15 protein-coding genes are annotated in these 14,331 nt (G+C 67.7%); 7 read left to right on the top strand and 8 right to left on the bottom strand.

Features of this window, described 5'->3' with window-relative positions; translation table 11 throughout:
• Nucleotides 1-2: 2 nt before the first annotated feature.
• From FHX60_RS20725 to norR, 3 genes are all read right to left on the bottom strand, one after another.
• Nucleotides 3-1,580 (bottom strand): histidine kinase N-terminal 7TM domain-containing protein, encoded by a 1,578-nt coding sequence (locus FHX60_RS20725; RefSeq protein WP_183284460.1) that lies wholly within the window; start codon nt 1,578-1,580, stop codon nt 3-5.
• 199 nt (nt 1,581-1,779) lie between these two features.
• Nucleotides 1,780-2,208 carry a polyhydroxyalkanoate granule-associated phasin gene (locus FHX60_RS20730; protein ID WP_112775804.1) on the bottom strand — a complete coding sequence of 143 codons (429 nt, stop codon included), beginning with the start codon at nt 2,206-2,208 and terminating at the stop codon, nt 1,780-1,782.
• A 149-nt stretch (nt 2,209-2,357) separates the two neighbouring features.
• Complete coding sequence (gene norR / locus FHX60_RS20735; RefSeq protein ID WP_375790545.1) at nt 2,358-3,920, bottom strand: nitric oxide reductase transcriptional regulator NorR; 1,563 nt, start codon at nt 3,918-3,920, stop codon at nt 2,358-2,360.
• 152 nt (nt 3,921-4,072) lie between these two features.
• Between norR and ytfE the strand changes: the two genes are divergently transcribed.
• Nucleotides 4,073-4,807, top strand: a complete 735-nt coding sequence (gene ytfE / locus FHX60_RS20740) for an iron-sulfur cluster repair protein YtfE (protein ID WP_112775806.1) — start codon at nt 4,073-4,075, stop codon at nt 4,805-4,807.
• A gap of 34 nt (nt 4,808-4,841) precedes the next feature.
• Nucleotides 4,842-7,130: a nitric-oxide reductase large subunit gene (locus tag FHX60_RS20745; protein ID WP_183284462.1), complete on the top strand. Its 2,289-nt coding sequence runs from the start codon at nt 4,842-4,844 to the stop codon at nt 7,128-7,130.
• A gap of 77 nt (nt 7,131-7,207) precedes the next feature.
• On the opposite strand, the gene FHX60_RS20750 is transcribed toward FHX60_RS20745, so the two are convergent.
• Together FHX60_RS20750 and FHX60_RS20755 are read right to left on the bottom strand one after the other, a co-directional pair.
• Complete coding sequence (locus FHX60_RS20750; RefSeq protein WP_183284463.1) at nt 7,208-7,864, bottom strand: DsbA family oxidoreductase; 657 nt, start codon at nt 7,862-7,864, stop codon at nt 7,208-7,210.
• A gap of 143 nt (nt 7,865-8,007) precedes the next feature.
• The gene (locus tag FHX60_RS20755; protein WP_181487022.1) at nt 8,008-8,427 is read right to left on the bottom strand and encodes a hypothetical protein; all 420 of its coding nucleotides are present in this window, start codon (nt 8,425-8,427) and stop codon (nt 8,008-8,010) included.
• A gap of 175 nt (nt 8,428-8,602) precedes the next feature.
• Between FHX60_RS20755 and FHX60_RS20760 the strand changes: the two genes are divergently transcribed.
• Nucleotides 8,603-8,980, top strand: coding sequence for a c-type cytochrome (locus FHX60_RS20760; protein WP_183284464.1), 378 nt, complete (start codon nt 8,603-8,605; stop codon nt 8,978-8,980).
• 26 nt (nt 8,981-9,006) lie between these two features.
• On the opposite strand, the gene soxR is transcribed toward FHX60_RS20760, so the two are convergent.
• On the bottom strand, nt 9,007-9,489 hold the full coding sequence (gene soxR / locus FHX60_RS20765) for a redox-sensitive transcriptional activator SoxR (RefSeq protein WP_183284465.1): 483 nt from the start codon (nt 9,487-9,489) through the stop codon (nt 9,007-9,009).
• 169 nt (nt 9,490-9,658) lie between these two features.
• Between soxR and FHX60_RS20770 the strand changes: the two genes are divergently transcribed.
• Nucleotides 9,659-10,111 carry a RidA family protein gene (locus FHX60_RS20770; protein ID WP_181487034.1) on the top strand — a complete coding sequence of 151 codons (453 nt, stop codon included), beginning with the start codon at nt 9,659-9,661 and terminating at the stop codon, nt 10,109-10,111.
• Nucleotides 10,112-10,142: 31 nt separating this feature from the next.
• Here the strand turns inward: FHX60_RS20770 and FHX60_RS20775 are convergent, their stop codons facing one another.
• Both FHX60_RS20775 and FHX60_RS20780 read right to left on the bottom strand, forming a co-directional pair.
• Nucleotides 10,143-10,529, bottom strand: a complete 387-nt coding sequence (locus FHX60_RS20775; RefSeq protein WP_183284466.1) for a nuclear transport factor 2 family protein — start codon at nt 10,527-10,529, stop codon at nt 10,143-10,145.
• A 99-nt stretch (nt 10,530-10,628) separates the two neighbouring features.
• Nucleotides 10,629-11,534: a LysR family transcriptional regulator gene (locus tag FHX60_RS20780; protein ID WP_183284467.1), complete on the bottom strand. Its 906-nt coding sequence runs from the start codon at nt 11,532-11,534 to the stop codon at nt 10,629-10,631.
• A gap of 88 nt (nt 11,535-11,622) precedes the next feature.
• Here FHX60_RS20780 and FHX60_RS20785 point away from each other — a divergent pair, with 88 nt between their 5' ends.
• The 3 genes from FHX60_RS20785 (at nt 11,623) to FHX60_RS20795 (ending at nt 13,901) form a co-directional block, all read left to right on the top strand.
• Entirely contained in the window at nt 11,623-12,399 is a 777-nt protein-coding gene (locus FHX60_RS20785) for an NAD(P)H-dependent oxidoreductase (protein WP_183284468.1), read from the top strand.
• Nucleotides 12,400-12,712: 313 nt separating this feature from the next.
• On the top strand, nt 12,713-13,213 hold the full coding sequence (locus FHX60_RS20790) for a hypothetical protein (RefSeq protein WP_183284469.1): 501 nt from the start codon (nt 12,713-12,715) through the stop codon (nt 13,211-13,213).
• A gap of 199 nt (nt 13,214-13,412) precedes the next feature.
• Nucleotides 13,413-13,901: a hypothetical protein gene (locus tag FHX60_RS20795; protein WP_146748200.1), complete on the top strand. Its 489-nt coding sequence runs from the start codon at nt 13,413-13,415 to the stop codon at nt 13,899-13,901.
• Nucleotides 13,902-14,331: the final 430 nt, after the last annotated feature.

Raw genomic sequence — 14,331 nt, forward strand, 5'->3', positions numbered from 1 at the left:
GCTCAGGCGTCGCCGTCCAGCATGAAGCGGTTGCGGCCGGCGCGCTTGGCGCGGTACATCGCGCTGTCGGCGCGGTGCAGCAGCGGCTCCAGCCGCGGCGCTTCGGGCACGGCCCAGACCGCGCCCACGCTGATGGTCACCACCGGCTGCACCGGCGTGCCCTGGTGCGCGATGCCCAGCTCGCGCACCGCGGACACCATGCGGCGCCCGATCTCGCGGGTCTCGTCACGGCTCGCGCCGGGCAGCACCGCGGCGAACTCCTCGCCGCCCAGCCGCGCGCAGAACTGCTCGCCGTGCAGCACGCCGCTGAGGGCGCCGGCGATCTGCCGCAGGCAATCGTCGCCGGCCATGTGGCCATGCAGGTCGTTGTATTGCTTGAACTGGTCCACGTCCAGGATCAGCAGCCCGAGCGGCAGGCCGCGCTCGCACGCGCGCGTCACGGCGGCGATCGATTCGCGCTGGAAGTAGCGGCGGTTACGGATGCCGGTCAGGGCGTCGATGTCCAGGTCCGCCTGCACCTGCCACAGCTGCTCTTCGGTCTGGCCCAGCCGCGCGCTCAGCGCCAGCTCGCGCGACTGGAAGCGGCTGATGTCGCGCAGGAACAGCAGGCTGCCCATCTGCCTGCCGTCCAGGCGCGCGACGGCTTCGCCGGTCAGCTCGAACGGCGCGCCCGGCGGGACGAACGGAACGGCCGCGCCGTCGGCCGGGCGCTCGCCAGGAGAGCGCCGCAGTGCTGTGTCCCAGCCTGCGGGCAGCGGGTCGCCGCGACGCAGCGCCGGCCACAGCTTCGCCGCGGCGGGGTTGAATTCGACGATGGCGCCATGGCCGTCGACGATGACGCAGCCCTCGCTGAGCGCATCGAACACGCGCAGCCGCGCGTAGTGGCCGATATCGTCCAGATGCGTGCGCAGTCCGCAGAACCACACCAGCGCCGCCATCAGCGAAAACGTCGCCGGGGTCAGGTCACCGCCCAGCGGCCCGGTCCAGCGGTTGAGATAGGCGACATTGGCCACCAGCGGCAGGGCCAGGCCCGCGCCCAGGATCGCGCGCCCGCGGCGCGACAAGGTGCCGTTGGGCACCTCGGCCGTGACCAGGAAATACAGGCTCAGCGCCAGCAGCAGGTACGACCACGCCGCCACCACGGCATAGCCGATGCCATGGTCGAACACCGCGCCGGGCAGCACGCCGGGCGGCATCAGCGTGATGCGCGGCCACACCAGGCCGTGGCGCTCGTTGGTAAAGACCATCACCACCGTGACCACCGCCGCCAGCACCGGCAGCCACAGCCGGGACCACGGCACCACGTAGCGCGGGCGGCTCAGGTGCACCATCGCCACCAGCCAGCCGATCGGCACGGCGACGATGCCAAGGTACTGGATCTTGGCCCACAGGATGCGCCCCTCGAGGCCGGTCGAGCTGATCTCGAGCAGGCGGCCGCCGCTCCAGGTGGCCGCACCGGCGGCCAGCACCAGGAAGGCCTGCACGGTCGGATCGTCGCGCCGCGGCCAGGTGGCGATGGCCATGCCGATGCAGGCAACCACGGCGACGGTAAGCAGGAGAACCAGCGAATATGAGGGCATTGAAGGCGGCGCGCGTCTTCGAGACCCGGGCATTGGTGCCGCCGCCCGGCCAGGCGCACGCCGGTTGCGTGCGCTCCGCGATCTCGTCAGCCAGCATGATACCGGGCGGCATCGCCGGCTTGTCAGCGGGTGCGCCGATGCAACAGCGGCCGCGCGGCCGCCGCCGGGTCAGCCGCGCCGCAACCGTGGCAGGAGCCGGTCAGGCCCGTCCGGGGGTTTCCCGCACCAGCCAGAACGGGATGTCGACAACGTCCTGCTGCAGGCCCGGCCACTCGAACCCCATGCCGCGCGTCAGCAGGTGGCCCCAGCCGTCGATCCATTTCTGCTGCGCGCGCGCATACAGCTCCAGCATGGACGAGGCGTAATGCAGCGAAGCGCCGAGCAGCGGCACCTCGCTGGCGATTTCGCGCGCGTAGCGGGCTTCGGGATCAGGCTCCATCATCGTGCCCACGGCGTCGAACTGGATGTTCTCGAACAGGGTGCGGGTGAAGTCCAGGTTGAGTTCGGCCATGCGGTGCCAGATCCCGGCCAGGTCGGCCTGCATCGGATCCAGCTGCGGCGCGCCGGCGTAGACGGCGGGAAAGGGCCAGAACACCGGCGGCCAGAAGATTTGCGTTGCGGTCATCATCACGGGGATTCTCCAGTGGCGGGTCGTGCGCGCAGTGGGCGGCAGTTGCTGCACACGAGGATGGCGCCCGGCGTGGGCATCCGGATCAGCTTATGCGGTAATGGCGCGACTTGCCATGCCGCGGCACCCGGACCCCGTTCCGGTGCACTTCACTTGCATCCCAGCCGCCTGGCCAGCTTGTGCAGGTTGCTGGCGTCGATGCCGAGCTGGCGCGCCGCCTGCGCCCAGTTGCCGCCGTGGTCGCGCAGGGCCTGCTCGATGCAGGCGCGCTGGGTGTGCTCGACGGCATCGCGCAGCGTGATGCCCGCGGCCGGCGCCGGCGTGGCGGGCGCGCTGGCCGCGCCGGTGCCGGCCTGCGCGGCCGGCGGCAACTCCAGGCCGTCGAGGTCGAGCAGCTCCGGCTCCAGCGTCACGATGTCATTGCGGCCCGCGCCGCGGCTGACCGCGCGCAGCGCGGCGCGGCTGATCACGTGTTCCAGCTCGCGCACGTTGCCAGGCCAGCGGTAGTGGCGCAGCGCGTCCTGCGCGCCGCCCGACAGCCGCAGGCTGCGCAGGCCCAGGCGGGCACGGTTCAGCTCGAGGAAGCGCCCGGCCAGCAGCAGCACGTCGTTGCCGCGCTCGCGCAGCGGCGGGATCGGGATCGGGTAGACCGACAGGCGGTGGTACAGGTCGGCGCGGAACGAGCCGTCGCGCACGTGCTCGCGCAGGTTGCGGTTGGTGGCGGCGATCACGCGCACATTGACGCGGCGCGGGCGGTCCGAGCCCAGCCGCTGGATCTCGCCGTTCTGCAGCGTGCGCAGCAGCTTGGCCTGGATCGCCAGCGGCAGCTCGCCCACCTCGTCGAGAAACAGGGTGCCGCCGTCGGCGGCCTCGAAGCGCCCCGGGCGCTCGCCGGTGGCGCCGGAGAAGGCGCCGCGCGCGTGGCCGAACAGCTCGCTCTCGGCCAGCGATTCCGGCAGCGCGGCGCAGTTGACATGCACCAGCGGCTGCGCGCGCCGTCGCGACTGGCGGTGCAGGCGGTGCGCGAACAGCTCCTTGCCCACCCCGGTCTCGCCCAGCAGCAGCACCGGCAGGTCGGTGTCGGCCACCACTTCCAGCTCATGCAGCAGGTTGGCGATGGCCTCGCTCTGGCCGATGATCTCGGCGCCGATGTCGTGCGGGGCCGTTCCTTCCTCGGACTCCGGCGTGCCGCGCGCGAGCTGCAGCGCGCGGATCTCGCCCTCCAGCCTGGTGGTGCGGACGGCGGCCTCCACGATTATCGTCAGCCGCTGCAATTCGGCCTGGGCCGCGCCATCGAAGGTGCCGACCGTCAGCGCATCCAGCGTCAGCGCGCCCCAGGGCTGACCGTCCACTTCAAGCCGGGTGCCCATGCAGTCATGCACCGGCAGCGGCTCGCCCACATGCTCGTCGATCAGGCCGTCGTACGGGTCCGGCAACATGCTGTCGTGATGGAAGCAGGTCACGCCGCGGCGCGCCAGGATCGCGGCCAGGCGCGGATGCAGGCCCACCGCGAAGCGCCGGCCCAGTGCGTCGCGCACCAGGCCGTCGACCGCCACCGGGCGCAGGTGGTCTTCCTCCAGCCGCAGCAGCGCCACCGCGCCGCAACGGAAATGCATGCGCAACGCGCTGACCAGCCGCTGCAGGCGCACCGCGTGCGGCAAATCGATGACCAGGTCGGCGAGGAGATCGGGGTACATGGCGCCGGGGAGCATGGTTGAAAACACCGTTAAGGGTAATTAGTACCGTGACAAGTATAGGGTAATTAATACCCACGATATTACAAGGCCTTGATTCAAAGAGGTTTTTTTCTGGCACGCTGCTCGCGTATGTCAGGCGGTCATCACTTCCACACGGAGAAACCGCCATGACGTTGCAAGACCACTCGCTGGGCCAGCTGGCCCGCCAGATCCCCGGTGCCACCCGCATCTTCCACGACCACGGGCTGGACTTCTGCTGCGGGGGCAAGCAGACCCTGCGCGACGCCGCGCAGCAGAAGGGGCTCGATGCCGCTGCCGTGGCCGCCATCGCCGCACAGCTGCACGCGCTGCAGGACGAGGCCGATCCGTCGGCGCAAGACTGGAATACGGCCGCGCCCGCGGTGCTGATCGAGCATATCCTGGTGCGTTTCCACGCCCGCCATCGCGAGCAGTTGCCCGAGCTGATCCGACTGGCACGGCGGGTCGAGCAGGTCCACGGCGAACGGTCTGAGTGCCCGCTGGGCCTGGCCGACCACCTGAGCGAGATGCTGGGCGAGCTGGAAACCCACATGCAGAAGGAAGAGCAGGTGCTGTTCCCGATGCTGCTGCGCGGGCTGCACGCCGCCGCGAGCCGCCCGATCGCGGTGATGCGCGCCGAGCACGACGACCACGGCGTGGCCCTGCAGCGGCTGGCCGAGCTGACCGACGACATCACGCTGCCGCGCGCGGCCTGCAATACCTGGCGCGCGCTCTACCTGGGCCTGCGCACGCTGCGCCAAGACCTGATGGAACACATCCACCTGGAAAACAACGTGCTGTTCGAAGGCGCGGCGGCCACCGCTTCCGCGACCGCGCCGACACCGGCGCAGGCCAACGGCTGCGGCTGCTCGGCGCACGCCTGAGCCCGCCCGACACCACCCTTAACGACTTCGCATCATGGGTCCCTACCGCAAACTCTGGTTCCTGCTGATCGCCGTGCTGGCGGTCACGTTCTCCCTGCTCGGCTACTACGGCGTCGAGGTGTACCGGCAGGCCCCGCCCATTCCGGCCAAGGTGGTCACGGCCGAGGGCCGCATGCTGTTCAGCGGCGACGACATCCTCGACGGCCAGACCGCATGGCAGTCCGTCGGCGGCATGCAGCTCGGCTCGATCTGGGGCCATGGCGCCTACCAGGCGCCGGACTGGACCGCCGACTGGCTGCACCGCGAACTGACCGCGTGGCTGGAGCTGGCCGCGCAGGATGGCCACGGCCGCGCCTTCGCGCAGCTCGAGGCACCGGCGCAGGCCGCCTTGCGCGAGCAATTGCGCACCGAGTACCGCGGCAATGCCGCCGATCCGGACAGCACCGTGCTGACCGTGTCGAAGCGCCGCGCGCAGGCTATTGCCGATACCGCCGCCTACTACGACCAGCTCTTCTCCGACGCGCCGGCGCTGCACACCACGCGCGAGCACTACGCAATGAAGGAGAACACGCTGCCGAGCGCCGAGCGCCGCCAGCAGCTGACGCACTTCTTCTTCTGGACCGCGTGGGCCGCATCGACCGCGCGCCCGGGCCACGAGGCCACCTACACCAACAACTGGCCGCACGAGCCGCTGATCGGCAACCAGCCCACCAGCGAAAACGTGGTGTGGTCGGTGATCAGCGTGGTGGTGCTGCTGGCCGGCGTCGGCTTCCTGGTATGGGCGTGGGCCTTCCTGCGCGGCAAGGAAGAAACGCCGCCGCAGGCGCCGGCGCGCGACCCGCTGCTGTCGGTGGCGCTGACGCCGTCGCAACGCGCGCTGGGCAAATACCTGTTCCTGGTGGTGGCGCTGTTCGTGTTCCAGGTGTTCCTGGGCGGCTTCACCGCGCACTACACCGTCGAAGGCCAGAAGTTCTACGGCATCGACGTGTCGCAGTGGTTCCCGTACGCGCTGGTGCGCACCTGGCATATCCAGAGCGCGCTGTTCTGGATCGCCACCGGCTTCCTCGCCGCGGGGTTGTTCCTGGCGCCGCTGATCAACGGCGGCAAGGACCCGAAGTTCCAGCGGCTGGGTGTCGATGTCCTGTTCTGGGCGCTGGTGGTCGTGGTGGTGGGCTCGTTTACCGGCAACTACCTGGCCATCGCGCAGAAGCTGCCGGCTCATCTGAACTTCTGGCTCGGACACCAGGGCTACGAGTATGTCGACCTGGGCCGGCTGTGGCAGATCGGCAAGTTCGCCGGCATCGTGATCTGGCTGGTGCTGATGATGCGCGGCATCCTGCCGGCGCTGCGCGCGCGCGGCACCGACCGCAACCTGCTGGCGCTGCTGACTTCGTCGGTGGTGGCGATCGGCCTGTTCTATGGCGCCGGCCTGGCCTATGGCGAGCGCACCAGCCTGACGGTGATGGAGTACTGGCGCTGGTGGGTGGTGCACCTGTGGGTGGAGGGCTTCTTCGAGGTCTTCGCCACCACGGCGCTGGCTTTCATCTTCTCCACGCTCGGCCTGGTGTCGCGCCCCATGGCCACCGCGGCCAGCCTGGCGTCGGCCTCGCTGTTCATGCTGGGTGGGATTCCCGGCACCTTCCACCACCTGTACTTTGCCGGCACCACCACGCCGGTGATGGCGGTGGGCGCCGCCTTCAGCGCGCTCGAAGTGGTGCCGCTGATCGTGCTGGGCCATGAGGCCTGGGAGAACTGGAGCCTGAAGCGGTGCGCGCCGTGGATGGCCGACCTGAAGTGGCCGCTGATGTGCTTTGTTGCGGTGGCGTTCTGGAACATGCTGGGCGCGGGCGTGTTCGGCTTCATGATCAACCCGCCGATCGCGCTTTACTACATCCAGGGCCAGAACACCACGCCGGTCCATGCCCATGCCGCGCTGTTCGGCGTCTACGGCTTCCTGGCGCTGGGCTTCACGCTGCTGGTGCTGCGCTACGTGCGTCCGGCCTACCGTCTCAGCCCGGCGCTGATGAAGACCGCGTTCTGGGGCCTGAACGTCGGCCTGGTGCTGATGATCGGCACCAGTCTGTTGCCGATCGGCATCATCCAGTTCCTGGCCAGCGTCGAGCATGGCACCTGGTACGCGCGCAGCGAGGCCTTCATGCAGCAGCCCATCCTGCAGACGCTGCGCTGGATGCGCACGTTCGGCGACGTGGTGTTTATCGTCGGCGCGGTGTCGTTCGCCTGGCAGGTAGTGCTGGGGCTGGCCACGCGCACGCCGCGCGCGGCCGATGCCATCACCGTCGGGATGAAGCCGGCGGCGCGCTGACCGGTTGTCGCGCCAAAGCGCAGTGGCCCGCCCGGGATCCCGGGCGGGCCACTTGCCTTGGCGGGCGGCCAATGCAGCTAGCCTTGCGCCTGCCGGGCCTCGGCAGCGATATCGCGGATGGCCTGCTCGAAGGCCTCGACCGGCTGGCCCCCGGTCACGAGGTAGCGGTCGTTGAAGATGATCGACGGCACCGACTGGATGCCCATGCGCTGGTATGCCTCGATTTCCGCGCGCACCGCGTCGGCATAGTCGTCGCCCGCCAGCACCTTGCGTGCCGTGGCCGCATCGAGGCCGACGGATTGGGCCGCGCCGGCCAGCACGTCATGGTTGCTCGGGTCCTTGCCGTCCGCATGGTAGGCGCGCAGCAGCGCCTGCTTCAGCGGCAGCTGCTTGCCTTCGAGCCCGGCCCAGTGCAGCAGGCGGTGGGCGTCGAAAGTGTTGTAGACATGGGTGCGCGGGCCAAAGGCAAAGCCCACGGCGGCGCCGCGTTCGCGGATCATCGCCTGGGTTTCGGCGATCTGCGCCGGCGTGCGGCCGTACTTGCGGCCGAGATAGTCGACGATGGCCTCGCCTTCCGGGCGCATGCCGGGATTCAGCTCGAAGGGATGCACGACGATCTCGGCGTCGACCGCATCGCCCACGCGCTGCAGCGCCAGCTGCAGCGAAGACAGGCCGATGGCGCACCAGGGGCAGGCGATGTCGGAGACAAAGTCGATCTTGAGGGGTTGTGGCATGGCTGCTCCTGGGCATGGACGGGGCGAGGCCATGGCCCCGGCCCGGATTGGAAATTGCCGACAGGGTAGCCTGACTGGCGAAACCTTGCAGGCGGACGCTTCAGCCGGTGGCCGCGCGCCCGCCCGCCGCGTTGTGGCGGCGCTCAGTCCCAGCGGCGACCGTGGCCGCGGCCGTGGTCATCGTGGTCGCCATGGCGGCGCGCCCATTCGCGCTCGCGCCACTCGCGGCGGTGATCGTGGTAGCCGTCGCGGTAGCCATCGCGGTAATGGCCGCGATAGTAGGCGCGACGATAGCCGCGGTCATGGTCGTAGCGCACCGGCACCGGCGCCACCACCACGGGGCGCGGGGCCACCACGACCGGGCGCGGCGCATAGGCCACCGGTGCGGGCGCATACACCGGCGCCGGCGCATAGACCGGGGCCGGATGGTAGACCGGCGCCGGCTGCGCCACCACCACGCCAGGCACGCCGATGCCGATATCGATATTCACACCGGCGTAAGCACCAGCGCTGGCCACCAGCATTGCACCACCTGCTACCGCCATTGCGAAGATTCGTTTCATGGCTGCCTCCCAAGGGGCGTTGGACATGGGCTCACTGTAGGGGGGCGGGCTGTAATATGGGGCGCGCGAAGTGTTGCAAGTGTGACGCGGTGTAACCCCTGGTCGGGCTGCCGCGTGCCGGCGCGGCCTGTATCATGCCAACCCTGCCCCAAGGTATTTCCCATCCAAGCTGCACATGCGCCGTAACGCCGCCATCCTGCTGGCACTGATCGCTTCCACCGCCAATCCTTCCGCTGCCGCCGCCGCCGATCTCCAGGCCGGCAAGGCCTTGTTTGCGACGCGCTGCGCCTCGTGCCACCACGTCGGTCGCAATGCGCGCGCGGGCTTTGGTCCGCAGCTGAACGGGATCTTCGGCCGCACGGCCGGCAGCACGACGGATTTCCAGTATTCGGACGCGATGCGCGCCTCGAAGGTGGTGTGGTCGCATGACACGCTGCGCGCCTTCGTCCGTGCGCCCGGCAAGGTCGTGCCGGGCACGAAGATGCGGTTCTGGGGACTGGGCGACGATCAGCAGATCACCGATCTGCTGGCGTACCTCGAGACCTTCAAGTAAGCCGGCAAGGCTGCGGCCGCGCGGCCTCAGTCCGCAAAATGCGGCCCCGGCCCTTCGCCCGCCAGCGCGTCATGCGGATTGCGTAACGGACACGCCTTCAGCGACAGGCAGCCGCAGCCGATGCACCCGTCCAGCTGGTCGCGCAATTGCGTCAGCGTGCGGATCCGTTCGTCGAGGTCGTCGCGCCAGCTGGCGGACAGCTTGCGCCAGTCCGCCACGGTCGGCGCGCGGCCATCGGGCAGCTTGCGCATGGCGTCGGCGATCACCGCCAGCGGCAGACCCATGCGCTGCGCCACGCGAATCACCGCCAGGCGCCGCAGCACGGCGCGCGCATAGCGGCGCTGGTTGCCGCCGCTGCGGGAGCTGGCGATCAGGCCGCGGGCTTCATAGAAATGCAGGGCGGACACCGCAATGCCGGTGCGCGCCGAGACTTCACCGACGGAGAGCAGTTCTTCCGCGGGCGCGGGGCGGCGCCGGCGCGGCGTGGCGGGCGGTTGCTTGGAAGCCATGGCAAAGGCAGGCAGTGCTGGAACGCAGGAATGCCCATGCTACCACCATGGCCGCGCTTGACCTTAACCTAACTTGAGGTTTGATACTGGCGGCTCCTCTGTCCGAGATGCCTTCCACAAGCCGATGACCATGTTTCCGTTCTCGCCCTCGTCCCTGCGCTCGCCTGCCATGCCCGCCTTGCCGGTGGCGCCGGCCGTGCCCTTCGCCCGTCCCAATGATTCGCTGAGCCTGCTCAACCCCGACGGCCTGTATGACCCGCGGCCCAACGGCTATTCGCACGTGGCCCTGGTCGAAGGCCCGGTCCGCATCGTCTATGTCTCGGGGCAGGGTGGGGAGGACGCGGCGGGCTGCCTGCCGCTCGATTTTCCGCGCCAGGTGGCGCGCGCCATGCACAACCTGCGCATTGCGCTGCAGGCGGCCGGTGCCGACGTCGGCGACGTGGCCAAGCTTACGGTGCTGGTGGTGGACCATTCGCACGACCGCCTGCGCACCTTCGGCGCGGCGCTGCGCGAGATGTGGGGCGACCGGCCGACGCCGGCGTGCACACTGATCCCGGTGCCGCGGCTGGCGCTGGACAACATGCTGTTCGAGATCGAAGCGACAGCGGTGTTGCCCGCCTGAGCCGCGGCAGCCCCGGGGATGTCGTCCGGACTCAGCGCGCCGCGGCGCTGAAGGTCTTGTTGACGATCTTCCAGACGCCGTCGATCTCGAGCAGCGTCATGTAGTCGGTGAAGGTCACGCCCGGGTATTCCAGCACCACCTTGGCCACGCCGGCATTGCCGACCACGTCGAACTGCGTAATGAAGCGCTTGCGCTGCGCTTCGTCCGCGGCCGGATGGCCGGGGCAGCGCGCCGTGGCGAATTCCTCCACCGTCAGCGAGTGCAGCTTGCCGTCGCGGAACGAGATGATGCGCGCGTCGGCGGCGAAGGCCTTGTACATGAATTCGGCCTTGCCGGTGATATGGCCCTGCAGGTAGTCCTCGATCGGCGCGAGCGCGGCCACGTGGCGGGACGTCAGGCCGGTTTCCGAAAACGTCATGATCTCCTCCAAAACTGGGCGGCTGGCTTGGCCAGGCCGCAACGTTGAAAGCGTTGATTGTATTCCAGTTTTGTATGCAAAACGAGGTGACGGCGGCCCTTAGACCGATGTGGCGATGTGTTCACGCAGCCATCGGTGCGCCGGATCGCGATGCACGCGCTCGGGCCACAGCATCGACATTTCGTAGCCGGGCACCTCGACCGGCGGCGCCACCGCGCGCAATGCCGGGGCGCCGCGCACCAGCCGCTCGGGGAGCATCGCCACCAGGTCGGTGCCGGCCAGCGCCGCCGCGACAAACAGGAAGTGCGGAACCGACAGCACCACGCGCCGCTGCATCCCGGCCCGGGCCAGTGCCTCGTCGGTGACACCCTGGAAGCCGCCGCCGTCCGGAGACACGATCACATGCTCGAGCGCGCAGAACTGCGCCAGCGTAGGCCGCCGCTTCAGCCGCGGATGGCCGGCGCGGCCCGCCAGCACATAGCGTTCGGTAAACAGCGCGCGCCGGTGCAGCGCCGGCGGCGAGCCGTCGGTGGTGTGGAAGGCCAGGTCCAGCTCGGCGCGCTCGGCCTGCCGGGCGATGCGCGTCGGCACCATCTCGACCACCGCCAGCCGCGCGCCGGGCGCGGCCTTGCGTAGCCCCTGCAGCGCGGGCAGCACGATGGTCGATTCGCCATAGTCGGTCGCCGCCACGCGCCAGGTATGGGTCGACGTGGCGGGGTCGAACGGTGTGTCGGCGGAAACCGCCTGCGCCAGTGCGGCCAGCGCTTCGCGCAATGGTTCGCGCAGCGCTTCCGCCCTGGCGGTAGGGCGCATGCCGCGCGGCCCCGGCAGTAGCAACGGATCGCCGAAGTGGTCGCGCAGCCGGGCCAGGTGGACGCTGACCGAAGGCTGCGACAGATGCAGCCGCCCGGCCGCGCGGGTCACGTTGTGCTCGGACAGCAGCACGTCGAGGGTCAGCAGCAGGTTCAGGTCGAGCCGCCTCAGGCTGGTCGCGGAATTAGTCATGACAATACCTGGAATATAGGATATTCATTTCTAATATACCGGACCACGGCCTATGCTGGCTTCACCCAGAACTTGTGAAGCCACCGACATGAAAGTACTGCTGGTCTATGCCCACCCCGAACCGCGCTCGCTCAACGGCGCCATCCGCGATTTTGCCGTGCAGCGTTTGCGCGACGCCGGCCACGAAGTCCAGCTTTCGGACCTGTATGCGATGCAATGGAAGCCGCAGCTCGACGCCTCGGATTCGAAGGTTCCCAAGGCCGACGCGCCATTCCACCCGTCGCTGGATTCGAAGCATGCCTTCGACAACGGGCTGCAGAGCGATGACATCGCACGCGAGCAGGACAAGCTGCGCTGGGCCGACGCCGTGATCCTGCAGTTCCCGCTGTGGTGGTTTTCGATGCCCGCCATCCTGAAGGGCTGGGTCGAGCGCGTCTATGCCTACGGCTTTGCCTACGGCGTCGGCGAGCACTCGGACCAGCGCTGGGGCGACCGCTATGGCGAAGGCACGCTCGCCGGCAAGCGCGCAATGCTGATCGTCACCGCCGGGGGCTGGGAGTCGCACTACAGCGCGCGCGGCATCAACGGCCCGATCGACGACATCCTGTTCCCGATCCACCACGGCATCCTGCACTACCCCGGCTTCGACGTGCTGCCGCCGTACCTGGTGTACCGGACCAGCAAGGTTGATGAGGCGCGCTTTGGGGAGATTCGCGAGGAACTTGGCCAGCGGCTGGATACCCTGTGGACAACCGCTCCGATCCCGTTCCGACGGCAGAACGCGGGGGACTACCGGATTCCGCAGTTGACGCTGCATGAGGAGGTTGCGCCGGGGACGGTGGGGTTCGGGGCGCATGTGGCATAGGGGGCAGGCCGCTTGCTGCCCCATGCTGGACTTACTCGGCCCGAATATCCGCCCGCGCCGCCACTGTGCGCATCTCGGGCAAGTCTCCTTCTACCCGCCCCATCACCGCCGCGCTATTTCTCCAGGTCGGAGTTAGCGCCAGATCGACATGCGCACCTTGGTTGCTGGCGCAGAGTAGCCGCTCTCGGACACTAGTGGCCTTTGCGGCAACGCAGTCATGCCCGGACGCGCCACCCCGCCGGTCAGGCCGCCCACTGTGCAGGGATCGTGGCTGCTATCGCCGACTCAACTGGTACCCGCGGCGGAAAAGAGGGTGGAATACGAACGAAGTCTGTTCAACGAACTGGATTATTGGAACACTGGTACGCCAAGGTACATGGGCAAGGACGGAACCAACCGGCGTGAGGCGGATTGGATGAGCATGGCACAGAACGGCTATGAACTGGCGTACATCGCGCTGCAAGTTCTTCAGCCGTCCACTGGCATTCGCTACGCGGCAAGGAAGCCCCTGGCCCGACTTACGGAGTTGGCTGATCGCGGAGATGCAAGCGCCATGTGCATGTACCCATTTCTCAGCAACGTGGGGTCGGAGCGGGAGCGAGACGAGTACAGGGAACAAGGCCGTGCGTATTGGCGGCGCGGTGCGGAAATCGGGCATCCGGCGTGCCTGAGTCGCGTCGGATTCTTCCTTATGAATGGCATCCAGGGATTTCCAAAGGACGTGCCGGCAGGATTCGATGCTTCCGTCAAGGCGGAACGGGCGGGATATGACGGAGCCGGCTCAATAGCTGTATACCTGCCCGACAGGAGATAGTTAGCGCTATGGAATGGATGAGGTACTACTGCTGGCAGATACATGCCAGCCAATACAGCACCTATGCCAATCCTAAAAGCGTCTTGCGCGAACTGAGGAATCAAACGGAAATGCCCGAGAGTCGGATTCTCGCCGACAGGCTCGAAGCTTGGCATCCGACATTGGATGAGTGCATTGCTCTTAAGCTTGGAGATCGCTAATGGCTGGACCGGTTGCCCATTGGCAAAGTGAGAAAGTACGACTAGATGCACAGCTTGCGGCATGGGACAAAAAGGTAGCGGACCTGGCGCGATCCGGTGCAGCGCCGGAGCAAATCGCTCAAGCCCGCCTGAATGAACTGGCAGCGGTTAAACAGTACAACGACTTTGTTGACACCGCTATTACGACAACGGCCACACAGAGTGGGATACCGGGTACCGCACGAGGGATACTGGGTTCCGCCATCGATAGTGGCAAGTCGGTGTTTTCGGCCGGTCTCGAATGGATTACGCCAAGCAACGCTACGAATCAGCTTGCTTGTGCGGGGGGCTTCAATAGCCTGGTGGGTGCCGTGACCGGCAAAGTTCTGTCCAACCCAGGCGGCGCAGCGAATCCCGCCGCCGAGAAGGCGCTAGAAGAAATCGGGGGGCAAGGCAAGGGGGGCGTCATGAAGCCGGGTGACGCCATACCAATAGGGATCGCATGCTAGCGAGCAACTCGCCCTCGACAACTCCATTCCTGATACCGACTGTTCCGGCTCGGCGACGACCCCATTCGAGGGCGAGGCCGACATCAAGCTGAACGACCACCCGCCGATTGCGTGCTGCTGGTGTTCCAGGGCCCGTCGCCGCAGGACATCTCACCGGAAAATGTGAAAAATTGCCATAAACAAGGGAGTAGGCCAAATCGACTGCGATATCCTGCTGTGGCCCAGCGCCGGACCCGATCCCTGATCGATATTAGAGAATTTAAATTCTGATTTTATTATTTATATTCCGAATATTCTGATGGTTCTTGGGGAATATTCCCGCATGGTCCGGGAATTGGATTTGGTAGGATTAGTTACGCCCGGATTCTCGGAGGTGTGTTCTAGCGCTCCACCCTAGTTTCGGATCGCTGGTGGCCTTGGATGAGTGCGC

Source organism: Cupriavidus alkaliphilus (assembly GCF_014191175.1).
GTDB lineage: Bacteria > Pseudomonadota > Gammaproteobacteria > Burkholderiales > Burkholderiaceae > Cupriavidus > Cupriavidus alkaliphilus.

Coding starts and splice junctions, on each gene's coding strand:
- FHX60_RS20725 (WP_183284460.1), bottom strand. CDS start 1,580: ATGCCCTCATATTCGCTGGTTCTCCTGCTTACCGTCGCCGTGGTTGCC.
- FHX60_RS20730 (WP_112775804.1), bottom strand. CDS start 2,208: ATGATGACCGCAACGCAAATCTTCTGGCCGCCGGTGTTCTGGCCCTTT.
- norR (WP_375790545.1), bottom strand. CDS start 3,920: ATGCTCCCCGGCGCCATGTACCCCGATCTCCTCGCCGACCTGGTCATC.
- ytfE (WP_112775806.1), top strand. CDS start 4,073: ATGACGTTGCAAGACCACTCGCTGGGCCAGCTGGCCCGCCAGATCCCC.
- FHX60_RS20745 (WP_183284462.1), top strand. CDS start 4,842: ATGGGTCCCTACCGCAAACTCTGGTTCCTGCTGATCGCCGTGCTGGCG.
- FHX60_RS20750 (WP_183284463.1), bottom strand. CDS start 7,864: ATGCCACAACCCCTCAAGATCGACTTTGTCTCCGACATCGCCTGCCCC.
- FHX60_RS20755 (WP_181487022.1), bottom strand. CDS start 8,427: ATGAAACGAATCTTCGCAATGGCGGTAGCAGGTGGTGCAATGCTGGTG.
- FHX60_RS20760 (WP_183284464.1), top strand. CDS start 8,603: ATGCGCCGTAACGCCGCCATCCTGCTGGCACTGATCGCTTCCACCGCC.
- soxR (WP_183284465.1), bottom strand. CDS start 9,489: ATGGCTTCCAAGCAACCGCCCGCCACGCCGCGCCGGCGCCGCCCCGCG.
- FHX60_RS20770 (WP_181487034.1), top strand. CDS start 9,659: ATGCCCGCCTTGCCGGTGGCGCCGGCCGTGCCCTTCGCCCGTCCCAAT.
- FHX60_RS20775 (WP_183284466.1), bottom strand. CDS start 10,529: ATGACGTTTTCGGAAACCGGCCTGACGTCCCGCCACGTGGCCGCGCTC.
- FHX60_RS20780 (WP_183284467.1), bottom strand. CDS start 11,534: ATGACTAATTCCGCGACCAGCCTGAGGCGGCTCGACCTGAACCTGCTG.
- FHX60_RS20785 (WP_183284468.1), top strand. CDS start 11,623: ATGAAAGTACTGCTGGTCTATGCCCACCCCGAACCGCGCTCGCTCAAC.
- FHX60_RS20795 (WP_146748200.1), top strand. CDS start 13,413: ATGGCTGGACCGGTTGCCCATTGGCAAAGTGAGAAAGTACGACTAGAT.